The organism is Streptosporangium roseum DSM 43021, from assembly GCF_000024865.1.
In the GTDB taxonomy this organism is placed as follows: Bacteria; Actinomycetota; Actinomycetes; order Streptosporangiales; family Streptosporangiaceae; genus Streptosporangium; species Streptosporangium roseum.
This window is the reverse complement of record NC_013595.1, coordinates 4,663,977-4,682,796: the sequence shown is the minus strand read 5'-3', so window position 1 is coordinate 4,682,796 and position 18,820 is coordinate 4,663,977. Positions and strand designations below refer to the sequence as shown.

The 18,820-nt window shown below is 71.7% G+C and carries 12 protein-coding genes; 4 read left to right on the top strand and 8 right to left on the bottom strand.

Features of this window, described 5'->3' with window-relative positions; genetic code table 11:
* The first annotated feature begins 5 nt into the window (after positions 1–5).
* Both SROS_RS20400 and SROS_RS20395 read left to right on the top strand, forming a co-directional pair.
* A complete protein-coding gene (locus SROS_RS20400) occupies positions 6–4,007 on the top strand; it encodes a S8 family peptidase (RefSeq protein ID WP_012890847.1) in 4,002 nt (1,333 codons plus the stop codon).
* Between the two features lie 168 nt (positions 4,008–4,175).
* A complete protein-coding gene (locus tag SROS_RS20395; protein ID WP_012890846.1) occupies positions 4,176–5,780 on the top strand; it encodes a fatty acyl-CoA synthetase in 1,605 nt (534 codons plus the stop codon).
* Between the two features lie 201 nt (positions 5,781–5,981).
* Here the strand turns inward: SROS_RS20395 and SROS_RS20390 are convergent, their stop codons facing one another.
* Positions 5,982–6,350, bottom strand: a complete 369-nt coding sequence (locus tag SROS_RS20390) for a nuclear transport factor 2 family protein (protein ID WP_012890845.1) — start codon at positions 6,348–6,350, stop codon at positions 5,982–5,984.
* Between the two features lie 235 nt (positions 6,351–6,585).
* On the opposite strand from SROS_RS20390, the gene SROS_RS20385 reads away from it, so the two are divergent.
* Positions 6,586–8,694, top strand: a complete 2,109-nt coding sequence (locus tag SROS_RS20385; RefSeq protein WP_012890844.1) for a PP2C family protein-serine/threonine phosphatase — start codon at positions 6,586–6,588, stop codon at positions 8,692–8,694.
* A 7-nt stretch (positions 8,695–8,701) separates the two neighbouring features.
* Here the strand turns inward: SROS_RS20385 and SROS_RS20380 are convergent, their stop codons facing one another.
* The 3 genes from SROS_RS20380 to SROS_RS20370 all read right to left on the bottom strand — a co-directional run bounded on the left by SROS_RS20380 (position 8,702) and on the right by SROS_RS20370 (position 11,223).
* Complete coding sequence (locus SROS_RS20380; RefSeq protein WP_012890843.1) at positions 8,702–9,673, bottom strand: helix-turn-helix domain-containing protein; 972 nt, start codon at positions 9,671–9,673, stop codon at positions 8,702–8,704.
* A gap of 86 nt (positions 9,674–9,759) precedes the next feature.
* Positions 9,760–10,764, bottom strand: a complete 1,005-nt coding sequence (locus SROS_RS20375) for an NAD(P)-dependent alcohol dehydrogenase (protein ID WP_245564682.1) — start codon at positions 10,762–10,764, stop codon at positions 9,760–9,762.
* Positions 10,765–10,941: 177 nt separating this feature from the next.
* Positions 10,942–11,223 carry a hypothetical protein gene (locus tag SROS_RS20370; RefSeq protein WP_043652429.1) on the bottom strand — a complete coding sequence of 94 codons (282 nt, stop codon included), beginning with the start codon at positions 11,221–11,223 and terminating at the stop codon, positions 10,942–10,944.
* A gap of 512 nt (positions 11,224–11,735) precedes the next feature.
* Between SROS_RS20370 and SROS_RS20365 the strand changes: the two genes are divergently transcribed.
* Positions 11,736–12,386, top strand: coding sequence for an SRPBCC family protein (locus tag SROS_RS20365; RefSeq protein ID WP_012890840.1), 651 nt, complete (start codon positions 11,736–11,738; stop codon positions 12,384–12,386).
* A 247-nt stretch (positions 12,387–12,633) separates the two neighbouring features.
* Here SROS_RS20365 and SROS_RS20360 read toward each other — a convergent pair whose 3' ends face one another.
* The 4 genes from SROS_RS20360 to SROS_RS20345 form a co-directional block, all read right to left on the bottom strand.
* Positions 12,634–13,986: an acetyl-CoA carboxylase biotin carboxylase subunit gene (locus SROS_RS20360; RefSeq protein WP_012890839.1), complete on the bottom strand. Its 1,353-nt coding sequence runs from the start codon at positions 13,984–13,986 to the stop codon at positions 12,634–12,636.
* A gap of 38 nt (positions 13,987–14,024) precedes the next feature.
* Positions 14,025–14,543: an acetyl-CoA carboxylase biotin carboxyl carrier protein gene (accB, locus tag SROS_RS20355; protein WP_012890838.1), complete on the bottom strand. Its 519-nt coding sequence runs from the start codon at positions 14,541–14,543 to the stop codon at positions 14,025–14,027.
* The gene (locus SROS_RS20350; protein ID WP_012890837.1) at positions 14,540–16,198 is read right to left on the bottom strand and encodes an acetyl-CoA carboxylase carboxyl transferase subunit; all 1,659 of its coding nucleotides are present in this window, start codon (positions 16,196–16,198) and stop codon (positions 14,540–14,542) included. The genes accB and SROS_RS20350 overlap by 4 nt, the downstream gene beginning before the upstream one ends.
* Positions 16,199–16,478: 280 nt before the next feature.
* Positions 16,479–17,837 carry an FAD-dependent oxidoreductase gene (locus SROS_RS20345; RefSeq protein ID WP_012890836.1) on the bottom strand — a complete coding sequence of 453 codons (1,359 nt, stop codon included), beginning with the start codon at positions 17,835–17,837 and terminating at the stop codon, positions 16,479–16,481.
* Positions 17,838–18,820 lie beyond the last annotated feature (983 nt).

Sequence of the window (18,820 nt, the reverse complement as noted above, 5' to 3'; positions counted from 1 at the left end):
ACCGCGTGAAACGCACCGTCCTGCTGACCTCACTCCTCGCACTGGCCGCGACCGCGCTGCCGCAGACGCCGGCGGCACTGGCCGCCGGGCCGGCGCAGCCGCCCCCGGCGGCTCCCGTCACACTCCAGGGTGTCGGCCCGGGCCCGCACGTCATCACCCTGGTCACCGGTGACAAGGTCACGCTCACCCAGGCCGCAGCCGACCGCTTCGACGTGAAGACCGAACCCGCCGCCCGCTCGGACGGCCGCCGGCCGCGGCTGGTCACCCGGACCACTCCCGAGGGCGTCTACGTCCTGCCCACCGACGCGATGCCCGCCATTCAGGCGGGGCGGCTGGACCGGCGGCTGTTCGACGTCAGATATCTGGCGGAGAACGGCTACGCCGACGACCGGACCAAGCAGGTCCCGGTGATCGTGCAGTACCCGAAGGACCGCGAGGGCGCCACCCTCAAGCGGGCTGCCGACGAGATCCCGGCCAGCGTCCCCACCAAGACGCTGGACAGCATCCACGCCTCCGCCGTGAACGTCACCAAGGCGGAGGCGGGGACGTTCTGGGAAGCCGTACGGACCGCCCCCTCAGCCGGTCTGAAAGCGTCCGACACGCTGAGCGGCGGGATCGCCAAGCTGTGGCTGGACGGCAAGGTCAAGGCCGTCCTGGACGAGAGCGTGGCCATGATCGGCGCGCCGCAGGCCTGGGCCGGCGGCCACGACGGCACCGGGGTGAAGGTCGCGGTGCTGGACACCGGCATCGACGCCACCCACCCCGACTTCGCAGGGAAGATCGCCACCTCCCAGTCCTTCGTCCCCGACGCGCCGGTCACGGACGGCCACGGGCACGGCACCCACGTGGCCTCCACCATCGCCGGCTCCGGAGCCGCGTCCGGCGGCAAGTACAAGGGAGTCGCGCCGGGCGCGCAGCTGGTCGTCGGCAAGGTGCTGGCCGACGACGGCTCCGGCCAGGACTCCTGGATCATCGAGGGTATGGAGTGGGCCGCCAACAGCGGCTCCAAGGTCGTCAGCATGAGCCTGGGCGCCGGCCCCAGCGACGGCACCGACCCGATCAGCCAGGCGGTCAACGACCTGAGCGCGTCCACCGGCACCCTGTTCGTCATCGCGGCGGGCAACTCCGGCGCCCTCCCCGGGACCGTGGCCCTGCCCGGCGCGGCCGAGGCCGCGCTCACCGTCGCCGCGGTCGACAAGCAGGACCAGATGGCCTACTTCTCCGGCCGGGGGCCGCGGTTCGGCGACTCGGGGCTCAAGCCCGACATCGCCGCGCCCGGTGTGGACATCGCCGCCGCCCGCGCCACGGGCACCACGATGGGCACCCCCGTCGACGACCGCTACACCGAGGCGTCCGGCACCTCGATGGCCACGCCGCACGTGGCGGGCGCGGCGGCGATCATGGCGCAGCAGCACCCCGACTGGAAGGGGCCGCTGCTCAAGGCCGCGCTGATGTCCACTTCCAAGGACGACGGCTTCACCGTGTACGAGCAGGGCGCCGGGCGGGTGGACCTCGCCAAGGCGTACACCCAGCGGGTCTTCGCCACCACCGGCGGGATCGACTTCGGCTCGGTGACCGAGGAGGGTGAGACCCTGCAGCGGGAGCTCTCCTACAGCAACCTCACCGACCAGCCGGTCACCCTCACGCTCACCCCCGCCCTGCGCACCGTCGGCGGGACCGCGGTGGAAGGCAGGCTGAGCACCGATCCGACCCTCACCGTGCCCGCGAACGGCACCGCCACGGCGACCGTCACCCTCGACACCGCCGGCCTGGAGTTCGGCACCTACACCGGCGCCGTGACGGCCGAGGCCGACGGCGTCCGGCTGACCACCCCGGTGGGCACGGTGCGCGAGGCTCCGCTCGTCCAGCTCACCGTCCGCACCATCGGCAGGGACGGCAAACCCGTCTCGCCCTGGTACCAGCAGACCCTCGACGTCGGCGGCGCGAAGGGATACATCGACGGCACCGTGGTGTCGGACGAGGGGATCACGATCACCCGGGTTCCGGTCGGCACGCACTCGGTGATGCAGCTGGTGGCCGCGGTGGACTCCGACGACCGGCTCAACGAGACGTTGCTGATCAACCCGGAGGTCACCGTCACCGGTGACACCGAGATCACGCTCGACGCCCGGCAGGCCTCCCAGGTCCGCTTCAGCACCCCGAAGCCCGCCGAGCCGCTGAACAACTTCTGGGTCGCCGCCACCCAGCGGACCATCGCCAACGGCCTGACATACGCCACCCAAATGACCCCGGGCTCGTCGGCCAGCGCATGGGCGAAGCTCTGGGTCACCCCCACCAAGCCCGTCACCAAGGGCAAGTTCCGCTTCTCCGGCCAGTGGACGCTGGGACAGGCCCAGGTCACCATGAGCGCGGGCAAGCGCAAGCCGATCACCCTGGATCCGGTTGCCCCCCAGCACCAGGGCTTCTCGGACGGCCAACGCCAGAACGAACTGCCCGACTGGAGGCCGTTCAGCGGGACGCAGAACCTGCCGCTCATCGACGTCGGCGAGGGCCGGCCCGAGGACCTCGCCGGGAAGGACCTGCGCGGCAAGCTCGTCCTCATGGAGACGGGATCCACGGCCAACTATGACTTGAGCTGCTCCACCATGATCACCCAGATCATCCCCATCCGTGAGGCCGGTGCGGCCGGATTGGCGCTCTTCCCGTCAAAGAGCGGCTCCTGCTCCCTTCCGGTCAACATCTACCAGAAGATCAACACCGGCGATCCCAAGCCCGTCGGTATCCCGAACGTCTCCCTGTCGAACAAGGAGGGACTGGAGCTGCGCGCCCGGCTCGCGAGCGAACCGGTCAGCGTCCGGGTGACCGGCACACCGGAAACGCCCTACTCCTACTTCCTCAAGCCGTACGCCGAGGGCAGCGTGCCGAAGTCCCTGCACTACACCTTCACCGGCAAGCAGCTCGCCCAGGTCGACATGGACATCCATGCCACCCAGCCGACCAGCCACAACAACTGGCGCATGATCTACAAGCAGGACGACGTGGCGACCACGGTGACGGCCACCTCGATGTGGTCGCCGGTGGCCTTCACCGGCCCGACCAGCAGGACCGATTGGGTCGGGCCCATCGATCCCGAGGTCATCAACTCGCACGGCATGAGCTCCGCCAGCCTCGACGGGACGGTGCCCTTCGAGACCCGGTTCCGCGTCGAGAAGCTCGACCGTCCCGGCCGTACCCGGCAGCAGTGGTTCACCGCCGGCCTGACGCCGGGCGCCTTCACCGCGTCGGAGAAGGTCTACGCGATGGCCGACAAGGACGCGCCGCCGCTCACCACGATGGGCATCGACCTGGTGTGCACGATCTGCGTGCAGGGTGACACCCTCTGGGCCGAGTTCGCCCCGGCAGGCACACCCGACAAGCATCCGACCAGCGACGGATTCTGGAAGTCCGACTCGCTCCTCACCCCGGACTACGATCTCCACCTCTATCGGGACAGCAAGGAGATCCCGCGCGTCACGGTGCCCGGCCTGGACAACCTCCCCGCGTTCACCCTGCCCGAGGGCGCCGGCACCTACCGGCTGACCGCGAAGAACGCCCAGCACGACACCGAGTGGACGTTCCGCGCCCCGCCGGCCAAGGAACACGTGCTGCCGGGATCGTTCTGCAAGTATTGGATCATCGAGGGAGTCACCGAGCAGTGCCGGCCCACCCCGGTCGTCTTCGCCGGCTACGACCTGGGCGACACCCTGGCGATGGACAACACCGTCCGCGCCGGCCGATCCCACACGTTCACCGTCGAGGCCTACCACTCGCCGTCCGCGGCGAAGATGCCGAAGATCGCCGGGCTCAAGCTGTGGATGAGCACCGACGACGGCGCCAAGTGGACGCCCGTCCCGGTCAAGCGCGACCGTGACGGCGCCTACACCGCCAGCACCCGCTACCCGTCCCTGCGCGACACCAAGGGCGCGGTCAGCCTGAAGGTCGAAGCCTGGGACGCCGAGGGCAACCGCCTCAAGCAGACCAGCACCCGCCTGTTCAACCTGCGCTGAACCGCCCGCTGACCGAAGAGTCCGCCGGGTGGCGGGGATCTCCCCGCCACCCGGCGGCTCCGTGTCCGGGTGGCAGGCGCCGGTCAAAAGCCGCTGCGCGCCAGGAAAGGGTGGATATCGCTACGCTTACCAGAAGTTTTGTCTGTAGCAGACACTCTGGAGAAGCCCATGTCTCTTGCCGGAGCCCCGGAGCGGGCGGATGTCGCGCTCGCCCGCCGCCAATCGCTGGCCGACCTGCTCCGCCGGTCCGCCCGGCGCCATCCCCACCGGCTCGCCGTGTCGGACGGCGCGAGCGGCCGTACCTACGCCCAGCTCGACGAGGACGCCTCCAGGATCGCCAACGCGCTCCTGGAAAGGGGAGTGCGCCCCGGCGACCGGGTGGCGGTGCTCTCGCGCAACAGCGTCGCGTACGTCCAGACGATCTTCGCCGTCGCCCGGGCGGGCGCCGTACTGGTGCCGATCAACTTCATGCTCCGGGGCGAGGAGGTCGGATACGTCGTCGGCCACTCCTCGGCCGTCGCCCTGATCGCGCAGGATGAACTCCTGCCGGTCGCCGAAGAGGCGATCAAGGCGACGGACCGCCTGCGGACCCGGATCGTGTACGGCGAGGCGGCCGGAGACTGGGAGCCGTTCTCGGCCCTGCTGGACCACCGGGACTCCCGCGAGCCCGCGGTGCCCATCGCGCCGGACGGCCCGGCCCAGATCCTCTACACCTCGGGCACCGAGTCGCGCCCCAAGGGCGCGGTGCTGTCCCACGCCGCGCTGATCGCCCAGTACGGCAGCTGCGTCATCGACGGCGGCATGGACCGCGACGACGTCGAGCTGCACTCGATGCCGCTGTTCCACTGCGCGCAGCAGCACTGCTTCCTGGTGCCCGACATCCAGCTCGGAGCCTCCAGCGTCATCCTGCCCGGCCCGGACCCGGCCGCGGTGCTCGCCGCGATCGAGAGCCACCGGGTGACCAAGTTCTTCGCGCCGCCCACGGTCTGGATCGCCCTGCTGCGCCACCCGGACTTCGACAGGCGCGACCTCTCCTCGCTGCGCAAGGGCTACTACGGAGCGGCGATCATGCCCGTGGAGGTGCTCCGGGAGATCGGCGAGCGGCTGCCCGGCGTGCGCCTGTGGAACTTCTACGGCCAGACGGAGATGGCGCCCGTCGCCGTCATGCTCCAGCCCGAGGACCAGATCCGCAAGGCCGGATCCGCCGGTCAGGCCGCCCTGAACGTGGAGACCCGCGTCGTGGACGCCGAGGGCCGGGACGTGCCCGCCGGCGAGATCGGGGAGATCGTCCACCGGAGCCCGCACGCCATCCTCGAATACCTCGACGACCCGGAGAAGACCGCCGAGGCGTTCCGCGGCGGCTGGTTCCACTCCGGCGACCTGGGGACCATGGACGAGGAGGGCTACCTCACCGTCGTCGACCGGATCAAGGACATGATCAAGACCGGCGGGGAGAACGTCGCCAGCCGCGAGGTCGAGGAGACGATCTACGAACACCCCGCCGTCGCCGAGGTGGCGGTCGTCGGGGTCAGGCACCCGAGCTGGATCGAGGCGGTCGTCGCGATCGTGGTGGCCAAGGCCGGTGCGGCCGTCACCGAGGAGGAGCTGCGGGCGCACGCCCGTGAACGGCTGGCGCCGTTCAAGGTCCCCAAGGCGTTCGCGTTCGTCGACGCGCTCCCGAAGAACCCGAGCGGCAAGATCCTCAAGCGTGAGCTCCGGGAGCGGCACGGCGAGCTCGCGGACCGGATCGCCGGCGCGGGCGCCGGGCGCTGAGACCCCGGGACGTCATCCGCCGTACGGGCGGCGCGCCCCCGGCCGCCCGTACGGCGGCGTCCGCCGGCGCGGCGGGTGCGCGGCCGCCACCTCGGAGGACGCTCACCCGCGACGCCGGGCTTCGCGTGCCACCTCGGAGAACGCTCACCGGCGCCGGTTTCCGCCTGCCACCTCGGAGGACCTGCCGTGCCCGGCCGCCGTTCACCCGGCCGCGGGGGCGGGGTGTTCCATCCACCACTCGGTGAACTCGCGGCAGCGGCCATCGGCGTCAAGCCGGATCACCCACAGGTTGCTGTACGTGCGGTCCGGGTAGGCGGTGGTCCCCTGGACGATCGCCACCTCGTCGGTGACGGTCACCGGACGCCAGTCGAACACGGTCTCACCAGGCTCGTCCCGGTCCGCCAGCCAGCTCTCGACGATCCGGCCGCGGCCCCGCCAGGGCGGCCGGAACGGCGCGGTGTAGTACTCGGCGTCCTCGGTGAAAAGGGCGCCGATGTGCGCCGGATCGTTGGAGTTCCATGCCTGGAGGTAGCCGTCGATCCACGCGGTGACGCGGCTGAGATCTGTCATGGGACCGTTCTACTCCGCCGACCGGCGATCTCGGGACTCCGGCCCCGGCCTGGGGGAAGAGTTTCCAAAACTGCTGGTCAGCGAAGGTATCGTCCATATATGTGCGTTAAGTCACGTCGATCGACAGGGCGGGAAGCAACGCCTGGCCGTCCTGTCGCCGGCCGGGGAGTCGGCCTGCGGCGGCGAGGCGACATGATCGCCCCGCGGTCGCGGGCCGGGGAATGAGGCGCTGACCGTGGCGGGACGATTCCTTCCCCCGGACGGCGGGGACGGCCTGGCCGGGGACCTCATCTCCATGCTGGAGGATGTCGGCGCCCACGCGGGAGCGATCTACCGCCTGGCCCCCGGCGGCCAGGTGCTGGAACTGACGGTGATGGAGGGGTTGCCGCGGGAGTTCGCCCGGCCGTGGGAGCGGGTGAGCCTGACCGCTCCCGTCCCGGTGGCCGACGCCTCGCGGGAGGGGCGGCTGGTGTGGGTGGGAGGCGAGGAGGACATGGTGCGCTGCTACCCGGGCATCGCGCTCGCCCTGCCCTACGACTTCCGCATGGCCGCCCTGCCGCTTGCCACCGCCACGGCCGACTACGGGGGGATGTTCCTGCTCTGGCCCGGCTCCCATCCCTCGCGGCTGTCCTCCGGCCAACGCGACCGTCTCACGGCCGCGGCCGCCCGCCTGGCGCGAGCGCTTGAGGAGTCCGGCCGGCCGGACCCGCCGGGTCCGGGGCCGCGCGCCCCCGTCCCGGCCGGCGCGGTTCCCCCCGGAGGGCTTGAGGCGATGGTGGCACGGCTGCCGGAGGGGGTGTGCGCCCTGGACGACCACGGCCGCCTCACCTTCATCAGCCCGCGGGGAGCCGCGCTGATCGGCGAGTCGCCCCGGCGGCTGATCGGCGCCCAGCCCTGGAGGGTGCTGCCCTGGCTGAACGATCCGGTGTACGAGGACCGCTACCGCGCAGCGATGATCAGTCAGCAGCCGACCTCGTTCGTGGCGCTGTGCCCTCCGGACCGATGGCTGACCTTCGACCTGTACCCGGCCGTCTCCGGCATCACCGTGCGCGTCACCCCGGCTCTGGTGGAGCCGGAGAACGTCCCGGTGCTCACGTCGGCGGTCGACTCGGCGGTGCCCACCCGCGTCGGGGCGATCTACCACGTCCTGCATCTGGCGAGCGCGTTGACGGAGGCCGCCGGCGTGCAGGACGTGGTGGGCCTGGTCGCCGACCAGATCATGCCTGCCTTCGGCGGCCAGGCCCTGGCCCTGCTGGTCGCCGAGGACGGCCGGCTGCGCGTGGCCGGCCACCGGGGCTACCCGCCCAACATCACCGAGCAGTACGACCGCCTCCCGCTGACCTCGCCCACCCCGAGCGTGCGGACGATGGTCACCGGGGTGCCCAGCTTCTTCGAGTCCCACGAGGAACTGGACCAGATCTACCCGATGGCCGTCGCTCCGGACGACGGGATGGCGGCCTGGGCGTTCATACCGCTGATCGCCTCGGGCCGGCCCATCGGCACCTGCGTGCTCGCCTTCTCCCGGCCCCACCGCTTCACCGTCGAGGAACGCGCTCTGCTGACCTCGCTCGGCGGGCTGATCGCCCAGGCGCTGGAGCGCGCGCGTCTCTACGACGCCAAACTGGAGCTCGCCCAGTGCCTGCAGGAAAGCCTGCTGCCCCACGCCCTTCCCCTGCTGCCCGGCCTGACCGCGGCCGCCCGTTACCTGCCCAGCACCGAAGGCATGGACATCGGAGGCGACTTCTACGACGTCATCCGGCTCACCGATGACACCGTCGCCGCCATCATCGGCGACGTCCAAGGGCACAACGTCACCGCCGCGGCCCTCATGGGCCAGCTACGCACCGCGGTGCGCGCCTACGCCACCACCGGCGCCGGTCCCGGCGAGGTCCTGGCCCGCACCAACCGCCTGCTGGCCGACCTGGACCCCGGCCTGTTCGCCACCTGCGTCTACGTCCAGCTCGACCTGCGCCGCCGCACGGCGTGCCTGGCCCGCGCCGGCCACCCCTACCCCCTCCTGCGCCACCCCGACGGCGGCGTCCGGGTACTGGACGTGCCCGGCGGCCTGCTGCTGGGACTCGACCCCGAGGCCGGGTATCCGTGCACGGAGATCCCCCTGCCGGCCGGCGCCGTCCTGGCCCTCTACACCGACGGCCTGATCGAGACCCCCGGGACCGATCTCGACGACGCCCTGGCCGAACTCGGCATCGAGCTGGCGCGCGTCGGCGACCAGCACCTCGACGGGGTGGCCGACGCCATGATCCGGCACGCCCAGCAGACCAGCCGCCGCGGCGACGACATCGCCCTGCTGCTCCTGCGCCTCACGGCCGAACTCGGTCCCTGACGCGCTGTCATCCGTCTCTCTGCGCCTCCACCAGGACCTCGCCGGCGTCCGTCCGGTAGTAGAGCACGGACCGCCCGGCACGGCGGCGCCGGACCAGCCGGGCGTCGAACAGGACCTTGAGGTGGCGGCCCACCGACCCCAGTCCCTGGCCGGTCAGCGCCACCAGCTGGGAGGTGCTTTTCGGGGTGTCGAGGAGGACGAGGACACCCGCCCGGGCGGGCCCCAGCAACGCGCGCAGGGCGTCGGGCACCGGCACCCCGCCCGCCTCGGCCAGGGCGCCCCAACAGGGGTACACCACGGCGTACCGGTGCGGCGCGTCCCACGAGACCCAGCTCTGGCAGGGCGTGACCGGGACGAGCATCAGCCGGGCAGCGGAGAGCTCCCGGGGCGGGTCGTCGCCCGTGGTGATCTGCAGCCGGCTCTCCCCGAGCCAGCGCATCCCCGGGCGCATGCCGTCCAGGACCGCGGCCCAGCCGCCCTGGCTCAGCCGCGCCGTCCGCGCGATGACGTCGGCCTCGATGATCCGCCGGCTCCGCGGCCAGGAGGGGAGCACCGCTTCCGTCCACACCCACTCCAGGAGCTCGGCGGCGCGTGCCGGCAGATCGGAGCGGCGCAGCACGGCAGGGAGCGGGCCGCCCAGCGACACGGCCAGGTCGGCGCGGGCGGCCTCGGGCGGCGTCTCGCGTATGCGCGCCAGCTCCTCTTCGAACACCTGCTCGCCCTCGCCCGCCGGCGTGGGGGTGAGGAAGGTCGCGTTCCAGCTGCGCCCCAGAGCGGCCCGTACGAGCAGCGCGGTGACCGGGTCTCCGGCCAGCCGCTCCCGGTAGCCGGGCAGGTGGGCGTCGAGCCACGCGCGCTCGCCCGGGTGCGCGGCCGTCCCCCGTTCCAGGGTCTTCAGGCTCGCGGTGACCTCGGCCAGCGGGGAGACGACGAACCGGCTTCCCGCGAGCGTGTCCGCGTTGACCTGCCACCAGCCCACTGTTGCACCTCCCCGCGGAACAGTAACGTGCCGGCGGCCGGATATGGACCGGCCGTCCGGGACCGCGCCCCGGCCGCCGCCGCGCCTCACACGGTGATGACGACCTTGCCGCGCGCGTGGCCTCCCCTCAGGTACCGGATGGCCTCGGGAACCTCGCTCAGCGGGTAGGTCCTGTCGACGACGGGCGTGACCTTGCCGGCCTCGATGAGCTCCCTCCAGTACCGAAGGTCCTCCTCGCGCTCCACCGACATCAGCGCGCGCAGGTTCTGGTGCACGAACGGTGCCAGCACGGATGCCCGGAGCTGGCGATCCGTGCCCTGCAACCACCGCCCTCCCCCTTCGCCTCCGATGATGACGAGGGTTCCCCGGGAGGTGAGGGCGCGCCGGAGGCGCGACAGCGAGCGGCGTCCCGCGGTGTCGAGGATGAGGTCGTAGCGGCGCGCCCCGTCCGCGAAGTCCTCGCGCGTGTAGTCGATGACGTCGTCCGCGCCGATCGACCGGACCAGGTCCGTCTTCGTCGGGCCGCACACGCCGGTGACGTCCGCGCCGAGCGCCTTGGCCAGCTGCACCGCGAACGTCCCCACGCCTCCGCCCGCACCGATGACCAGCACCCTCTGCCCCGCCTGGACCCGCCCCCTGTCGCGGAGCCCCTGGAGGGCGGCGAAAGCGGAGGTGGGGACCGCCGCCGCCTGCTCGAAGGTGACGTTCGCCGGCTTCCCGGCGAGCCTGTCCTCCCGGGCGCACGCGTACTCGGCGAAGGAGCCGTCGCAGGTGCCGAACACCTCGTCGCCGGGCCGGAACCGGGTCACGTTCCGGCCGACCGCCTCGACGCGCCCGGCGACGTCCAGGCCCGGCACCCGGGCCCCCGGCCTGAGCGGCCTGAGGACCGCGATGCGAACGAGGTACGGCAGGCCCGTGACGAGGTGCCAGACGCCCTGGTCGACGCCGGCCGCGTGGACGCGTATGAGCACGTCGCCGTCCCCGGCGACCGGCCTGCCGATGTCGCCGAGCTCCAGCGCGTCAGGTGAGCAGTAGGTGTCTCGGACTATCGCCTTCATCGTCGTCACGTCGCCTCCGGTGTCAGTGGGCATGATGGTGAGCCTTCCGGGGTGAGCGCGGCTCGGGCCGCGGCGGGAACACGCCCGTCCCGCCGCCGGAGGTTCCCGCCCTCCACCGGCGACCAGGCGACGGCTCCGCTTGCGTCATCTCTCCGTGCGCGAACCGGAGGAGCCGGATCGCGTTCGTGACTCTGGTGGGCTTGACCACGACTAGAGGCCTCGGCGGTAGGCGACGATCTTCGTGACCGAAGAGGTGAGCGCGTCGAGGACGAAGGCCAGGTAGAGCGCGTTGGCGATCCAGAAGTTCTCGTAATCCGCCAGCGTCAGGCCGAGCGCCGCCACGACGCCGATGGCGATGAGCATCGGCCGCACGTAGGCGACCTCCGTGACCCCCACCGCCTGAACCCGCCCGAGGACGGTCGCGAAGTATGCCAGGGGCACGCCGACCGCGACCACCGCGTAGATCCACGCGCGCTTCTCTTCGAATGACACGCCCGCTCCCATGTAAAACAAGTTTGACATTGATGAATGTAAAGAAAAGTCGACACGACGTCAAGTATTGTTAACTTCCGACCGGCCTCGGGTAGGCGGGCGGCACCGTCCGCCCGCCGTCGCCACGGCCGCGGTACGGCAGCCGCCGACGCACCTCCTCGCGCCGGCCACGGCGCCGGTCCGCACGGGAGGGGGGCGCCCTCGTGGCGCGTAGCGGCGGGAAGGCCGGCATACGACCTTGACTTATATAAGCAGCCTCTAATATTTTTTCCCGGCGCGCAGGCGTCCGGGACGCAGGCGCGCGGGACGCAGGCGCGCGGGACGCAGGCGCGCGGGACGCAGGCGCGCGGGACGCAGGCGCGCGGGACGCAGGCGCGCGGCGCGCCCCCTGCCGGCGCTCCCGCTCTCCGCCTCCCGGAGCCGCCGGAGCCGCCGGTGGTGGAAGCGGCCCGGGGCGGACGTGAACGCCGGCTCCGCGATCCCGGCGAGGAACCGGCTCAGAGGAGAACTTCGTGATCGATGTCACTCAGCAGATCAACGCCGTGCGCCGCCAGGTCGGCAAGCGCGTGCTGGAGGCGGGTGAGGCCCGGATCGTGACCGTCAGCCAGACGTACGAGACCGATGTCGACGACCTCTGGGACGCCTGCACCGATCCCGAGCGCATCGCCCGGTGGTTCCTGCCCGTCTCGGGTGACCTGCGACTGCATGGCCGCTACCAGCTTCAGGGCAACGCGGGCGGGAGGATCGAGCGCTGCGACCCGCCCGTGGGCTTCTCGGCCACCTGGGAGTACGGCGGGAACGTCAGCTGGATCGAGGTCCGGCTGACGCCCGTCTCCGGGGGCGGGACCCGGTTCGAGCTTGAGCACACCGCCCACGTCGACGACGAGCAGTGGGCCCGGTTCGGGCCCGGCGCCTTCGGCATCGGCTGGGATATGGGACTCATGGGCCTGGCCACCCACCTGTCGACCGGACAGGCCGCGGCCCCCCTGGAAGGCGCCGCATGGGCCGTATCCGACCAGGGCAGGCGGTTCATGTCGCTCAGCAGCCGGCAGTGGGGCGACGCGAGCGTCGCCGCGGGCACGGACGGAGCCGAGGCGCGGGCCGCGGCGGACCGGGCCACGGCCGCCTACACCGCCACCCCTGACGGGCCCGCTGCGTCCTGACCACCGGCCCTCTCCGGCGGTGCGACCGCCCGGTGACCCGCTCTCCTTTTCGGGCCGGCCGTCCTCGACGACGCGTCGCGCCGGCCGAAGCCCGCCCGTCTCGGCCGGCGGGGCGTCACGGTGGGACACGAGGGCCTTTCGGGCCTCGGCGCGGATGTCGCGATCCACACCGAACCCGAAGGCCCTCACCCACCACAAGATCATCTGCTCCGTGTCACCCCGTCCCGAACCTCCGTGGCCAGTACGGCTAGGCGTCGCCGGTACCCATGTCGTCGACCAGGGCCGTCGTGTGCTTGGCCGCGCGGAACACCGGGTTCTCCAGCACCTCGCGCAGGAAGTCCCTGGTCGTGTGCACCCCCCGCCCGGAGACGCGGAACTCCTCCAGGGCGCGGCCGGCCCGCGCGATGGCCTGCCGGCGGTCCGGGGCCCAGACCGCGACCTTGGCCAGCAGCGGGTCGTAGTCCGCCGTCACCCGGAAGCCGGGATACCCGTGGGTGTCCACCCGGACGAACGGGCCGCTCGACGGCTGGAACTCCTCGACCACGCCGGGCGTCGGCAGGAACCCGCGACGGGGATCCTCGGCGTTGACCCGGCACTCGATCGACACGCCCCGGGGCCGGACGTCCTCCTGGCGGATGGACAGCCCGTCCCCGGCCGCGACACGGAGCTGCTCCCGGACCAGGTCGATGCCGGTCACCAGCTCGGTCACCGGGTGCTCGACCTGGATCCGGCAGTTGACCTCCATGAAGAAGAAGTCGTCACCGTCGACGAGGAACTCGTAGGTGCCGGCCCCGGCGTAGTTCACCTCCCGGGCGGCGTGCACCGCGGCGGCGCAGATGCGGTCGGCCATCTCCCGGGGGAGCCCCGGGGCGGGCGTCTCCTCGATCAGCTTCTGCCGGCGCCGCTGTACCGAGCAGTCCCGTTCGCCGAGCTGGACCACGCCCCCCGCGCCGTCACCGAGCACCTGCACCTCGATGTGCCGGGCGTTCTCCAGGAACATCTCCAGGTAGAGGCGGGGATCGCCGAAGGCCGCCTGGGCGCCGGCACGCGCCTGCGCGTAGGCGCGCGGCAGGTCCCGGGCGTCCCGCACCACGGTCATACCGCGCCCGCCTCCGCCGGCGGTGGCCTTGATGATCACCGGATAGCCGATCTCTCCGGCGACGGCCTTGGCCTGCTCCAGCGTGGCGAGCGACCGCGAGCTGCCGGGGAGCACCGGCAGCCCGGCGGCCTGGGCGATCTCCCGGGCCTGCGCCTTGTCGCCGAGCCGGCTGAGCAGGGACGCGGAGGGACCGATGAAGGTCAGCCCCTCGGCTTCGCAGATCTCCGCGAAGTCGGGGTCCTCCGACAGGAAGCCGTACCCAGGATGCACGGCGTCGGCACCGGTCTGCAGCGCCGCCGTGACGATCGCGGCGGCGTTGAGGTAGCTGAGCCGCGGGGCCGGGGGGCCGATGCGGACGCACTCGTCGGCGAAGCGGGCGACGGCCGACTCGCGGTCGCTGTCCGAGCAGACCGCGACGGTCCGGATGCCCATTTCACGGCAGGTGCGGGCGACACGGAGCGCGATCTCGCCTCGGTTCGCGATCAGGATTGTCGAAAACAATGGGTTCCTCTCAATCGCGGTGTTTCCGAGGACTCGGCTCACACGGGGGCGAGCACGAACAGCGCTTCGCCGTACTCCACCGGCGACCCGTCGGGCACGAGCACCTCGACGACGCGGCCGGGCCGATCGGCCTCGACCGCGTTCATCAGCTTCATCGCCTCCACGATCGCCACCTGCTGCCCCGCCGCGATCTCGTCTCCGACGGCGGCGAACGGCGGCGCACCGGGTGAAGGGGCGTGGTAGAACGTTCCGACCAGGGGCGCGTGGACGACGAACGCGCCGTCGTCCTCCCCCGGGGCGGCCTCCGGCCCGTCGGGCGCCGCGGCCTCGGGACGCCCCCAGGCGACGGCCTGCCCGTTCGGAGCAGCCTGCCCGTCCGGTGCCGCCCACCCGTTCGGAGCGGGACCCGGTTCGGGCCACTCGACCTGGACGAGCAGGTCGCCCGCCTGTACGCGCACGCTCTTCAGCGGCCCTTTGGCGGCCTCGATGAGGTTGGTGGCCTGCCGGCAGAGTTCGTCGATCCCGCTCGGCACGGCACCAGTGGATTCGTTGTTCATATGCACCTCGGCATCTCGACGCCGTATCGCCGAAACCGTCGTCGGCGTTGTGCCACCAGGTCGTCAGGGGAGATGGCGACGACCTCGCGCAAGGTCTCCGAGAGCGCCGCGCGCAGCAGCTCCGCGGCCGCCACGGGGTCTCGGTGCGCCCCGCCCTCCGGCTCCGGTACGACCGCGTCGACGATCTCGTGCCGGAGCAGGTCGCGCGCGCCGAGCCGGAGCGCCGCCGCCGCCATCGGGGCCGCGGACCGGTCCTTCCAGAGGATGGCCGCGCAGCCCTCCGGGCTGATCACCGAGTACATCGCGCCGGAGCAGGCGAGCACCCGGTCGGCCACGGCCAGGGCGAGCGCGCCGCCGCTGCCTCCCTCGCCCGTTATCACCGCCACGATCGGAACGGGGAGTCCGGACATGAGCCGGATGTTCTCCGCGATCGCCCACGCCTGTCCCCGCTCCTCCGCGCCGATGCCGGGATGGGCGCCGGGCGTGTCGACCAGGGTGACGATCGGCAGCCCCAGCTTGACCGCCAGCCGCATCAGCCGCGCGGCCTTGCGGTACCCCTCGGGCAGCGCCATGCCGAAGTTGCGCTGGACCCGTTCGGTGGTGTCGCGGCCCTTCTGGTGCCCGAGGACGACGACCGGCCGGCCGTCGAAGCGGCCGATGCCGCCCACGACGGCCGGGCAGTCGCCGGACATCCGGTCGCCTTTCAGTTCCTGGAAGTTGTCCAGCAGCTGGTTCATGTAGTCGAGCGCGGTCGGCCGCTGCTGGTGGCGGGCGGTCTCCACCACCTGCCCGGGTTCCCGCTCGGGCAGCTCGCCGGGATCGCGGACGAGGCACTCCCCCGCGGTGGTCGCCGCGGAGGGCTGCGCGGGCGCCTGGGCATCGAGCAGGCACGCGATCGTCGGCCGGAGCGCGGAGCGCGGCACCACCGCGTCCACGAGGCCGCGGGCCAGCAGGAACTCTGCCGTCTGGAAGCCCTTCGGGAGGTCGGCCTGGATCGTCTGCTCGATCACCCGCGGACCCGCGAAGCCGATGCGCGCTCCGGGCTCCGCCAGGATGACGTCTCCCAGCGTCGCGAAGGAGGCGGCCACACCGCCGTAGGTGGGGTCGCTGATGAGCGAGATGGTGAGGATCCCCGCCTCGTCCAGCTCCGCGAGCGCCTGGCTGGTCTTCACCATCTGCATCAGCGAGAAGGCGCCCTCCTGCATGCGGGCGCCGCCCGAGGCGGTGACGATGATCAGAGGGGTGCGCGCGCGCAGGGCGGTCTCCGCGGCCACCGCGATGGCTTCGCCCACTCCAACCCCGAGGCTGCCGCCCAGGAAGCGGAAGTCCATGACAGCCGCCACCACCGGATGCCGCATCAGCGTGCCCGTGACGCAGACGACGGCCTCCTCCATCCCCGTCTGCTCGCGCGCCTGGCGCAGCCGTTCCGGGTAGGGGCGGGAGTCCACGAAACCGAGGGGATCTTCGGCCACCACCGGCTGTTCGAACTGCCGGACCGAGCCGGCATCCAGCAGCTGGCCGATGCGCTGCCAGGCGGTGAGGCGGCTGTGCGCGCCACAGCCGGGGCAGACTCGCAGGTCGCGTTCAAAGCGCCTGCCGTAGGTCAGTTCTCGGCACCGGGCACAGCTGACCCACTCCGCCGCTCCGGAAGCCATTGTTCGGACGCTCACCCCGGCAGGCTGACAGCATCGGCTCAACGACCGCTGGAAGGCGGCTGAACCTTCCCCGCAGGGCTCGTCCCCGGGCGCCCGCGGCCGGGCCGGTGAGCGCCGTCGCCGGTCCGGTCACGGCCGCCCCCGGGTACGGCGACGGCGTTCGGACCCCGGCGGCGGGGCGGGGACCGGCCCCGGGCCTGGGGGGTCTCATGCGCTCTCAAGCCGCTCGAGGGCGCCTCGCGGCACTGCTGGGGCCACGGCCCTGCGGGGAGCCGCGCGATCAGGCCGCGCTCCCGCCCTGCACCCAGCTGAACTCGCCGGCCACGCGCCTCTTCAGGCTCGGGACCTGATTGGCCACGCGCAGGCGGGTGCGGGTGCCCGCGGCGAGCACCGGGCCGATGACCGGCCTGTTCATCCGGATCTTGCGGTTCAGGCACTTCCAGTATGAGCGGCCGGCTCCGAAACCGGATCCGCGCACCTGCGCCTCGTAGTCGCGGATGGCCGCGACGATCGGCCACTGATCCGTCACGGCCCCGGTGAGCAGGCGGCACAGCAGCCCGGCCGCGCGGAGCGTCGCGTTCGCCCCCGCCCCCGAGTCGGGGAACCTGACGTGGCCGGCGTCGCCGAGCAGGGTGACCTTGGTCGCCTCCAGCCGGCCGACCGGACGTGACACGACGGCCCGGGTCGCCGCGACCGTGGCCGGGTCCGTCATGTTGACCAGCGCGTGCAGGGCCGGATCCCACCGCCTGGTCATGTCCGCGACGGCGTCGACCACCCTGGTCCCGCACAGCGCCTCCGGCTCGGTCCGGAACAGGCGCGATGAGCTCATGAGGCCCCACATGAGGTGATCCCGGGTGTTGTCGTACTGCATGCCGGGCCAGGTCTTGATGAGGGCCGCGTCGACGTTGCCGATGTGGCTTTTCAACTCGCCCTCGCTGTCCCACCGGAACTCCATGGGCTGGGCGATGAAGGACAGCCCCTGGCGGCTGCGCACCAGCGATATCCCCCGGAGCATCTTCTCCCAGGGCAGCAGCCGGGCCGCCTCGCCAAGGTCCACCTGCCCGTACGCGGCGACGAGACCGCAGTCCCGGACGTCGGCCTGGGGCAGGTACTGGTGCCGTACCTGGGAATGCGGGCCGTCGGCGCCGACCAGCACGTCACCGACCGCGGAGGTGCCGTCCGCGAAGAACGCGGTTATCCGGCCGTCCGGCCGCCGCTCGTAACGGGTGAACTCCTTTCCGAACCGGACGACGTCCTCGATCCCGGTGAGCAGCAGTTGCCGCAGCGTCATGAGGCTTGCCGACTTCATGTTCACAGCGGCGTCCGCGCCCTCCCGTCCTGCCACCGGCAGGCTGGTGGTGAACAGCTCGTCAAGCCCTTCCGAGTAGATCGTCAGGTGCCGCGGCGGCTTGGCGCACGTCGCGACGAAGGTCTCGTAGAGGTCAGGAGGGAGGACATCGCGCAGCGCGCGGCTGCCGCCCGGCCCGATCGCGACACGGAAACCGAAGGAGCCGTCACGCCGGGCCGGTTCCCGCTCATAGACGGCCACGCTGATGCCGGCCCTTTTGAGCCCGTGCGCCAGGCTCGCACCGCCCAGACCGGCCCCGATGATCACAACGTGAAGTGCGTGTTCGGACATTCGAGCACCTTCCTTACCGCCTCGGCTGACGCGGCTGTGCCGCGGGGTCGGCTCGGCGCGGTTCTACGAGACGTGGCGGCGCCCCGGGTACCGCCGCCCCGAGCGGGTGGGTCGGTGGGCAACGTGAACTCGCGATGAGCACCGGGCCCATCGAGATATATCTCATATTTACTATCGGTAACATCATTAGTCAACCGCCACCTTCCTTGGCGGCCGTTATACAAATAGTGTTCTGCCGGATCAATATCGTGACAACGGATGACACCGCGAGAACAGGTTATGTACGAGCGGATATCGAACGGGGTGATCTGTTTTAACAGCCACGCTCACCTCGCCTCGCCGTGTATGCACGACCCGACCTTTGCCAGCGGCCCGAACGGCTGTTTTCGGCACACACATAATGCCGTACGCCACACCTGGACAGCAGGATCGTATACATCACATGCCCTGGTTCCGCGCATTGAATCCGCAGGCACGGAGATCGGACGCATTCCGGCTCCCGGGGCCATTACCGGCCCTCCGCGGGTACGGCGCCGCCCCGATGGCGGCGGAGGCTCACGCGGCCTTTTCCCGGTCCGCCGGACGCCGTATCAGGCGCGGGAGACACCGCGGAGACCCGGCCGCCGGCGGGTTCGCCTATCCCGGCGCCGCGAAATGCCGCCCGGGTCGTGAACCATTGTTTTGGTCTTACGGACGCGTGTGCGCCACCGAACAAGGTTTTTGCGTAAAAGCACCGGAGCGTGGCGTGACAGCGGCGATTCGGACAGTCACCGCCTCGTGGTCGCCCGCGTTCCACGCCGTCGGCGGCATTGCCCGAGGTTGCGTCCACGGATGTGATGTACGGGTTCCGCCGATGGCGGGCGGCGGTAGCGGCCCGCGTTCACCTCCACTCCGCCTCAGGGGTGTCCATCCGGGCGGCGCCGTACGAGTAGAAGGTCAAAAGCACGGCGAGGGTGGGTAGTGGCCGGGGCCGGCCCATCCGT

Coding starts and splice junctions, on each gene's coding strand:
- SROS_RS20390 (WP_012890845.1), bottom strand. CDS start 6,350: ATGACAGATCTCAGCCGCGTCACCGCGTGGATCGACGGCTACCTCCAG.
- SROS_RS20375 (WP_245564682.1), bottom strand. CDS start 10,764: ATGCCCACTGACACCGGAGGCGACGTGACGACGATGAAGGCGATAGTC.
- SROS_RS20395 (WP_012890846.1), top strand. CDS start 4,176: ATGTCTCTTGCCGGAGCCCCGGAGCGGGCGGATGTCGCGCTCGCCCGC.
- accB (WP_012890838.1), bottom strand. CDS start 14,543: ATGAACAACGAATCCACTGGTGCCGTGCCGAGCGGGATCGACGAACTC.
- SROS_RS20350 (WP_012890837.1), bottom strand. CDS start 16,198: ATGGCTTCCGGAGCGGCGGAGTGGGTCAGCTGTGCCCGGTGCCGAGAA.
- SROS_RS20345 (WP_012890836.1), bottom strand. CDS start 17,837: ATGTCCGAACACGCACTTCACGTTGTGATCATCGGGGCCGGTCTGGGC.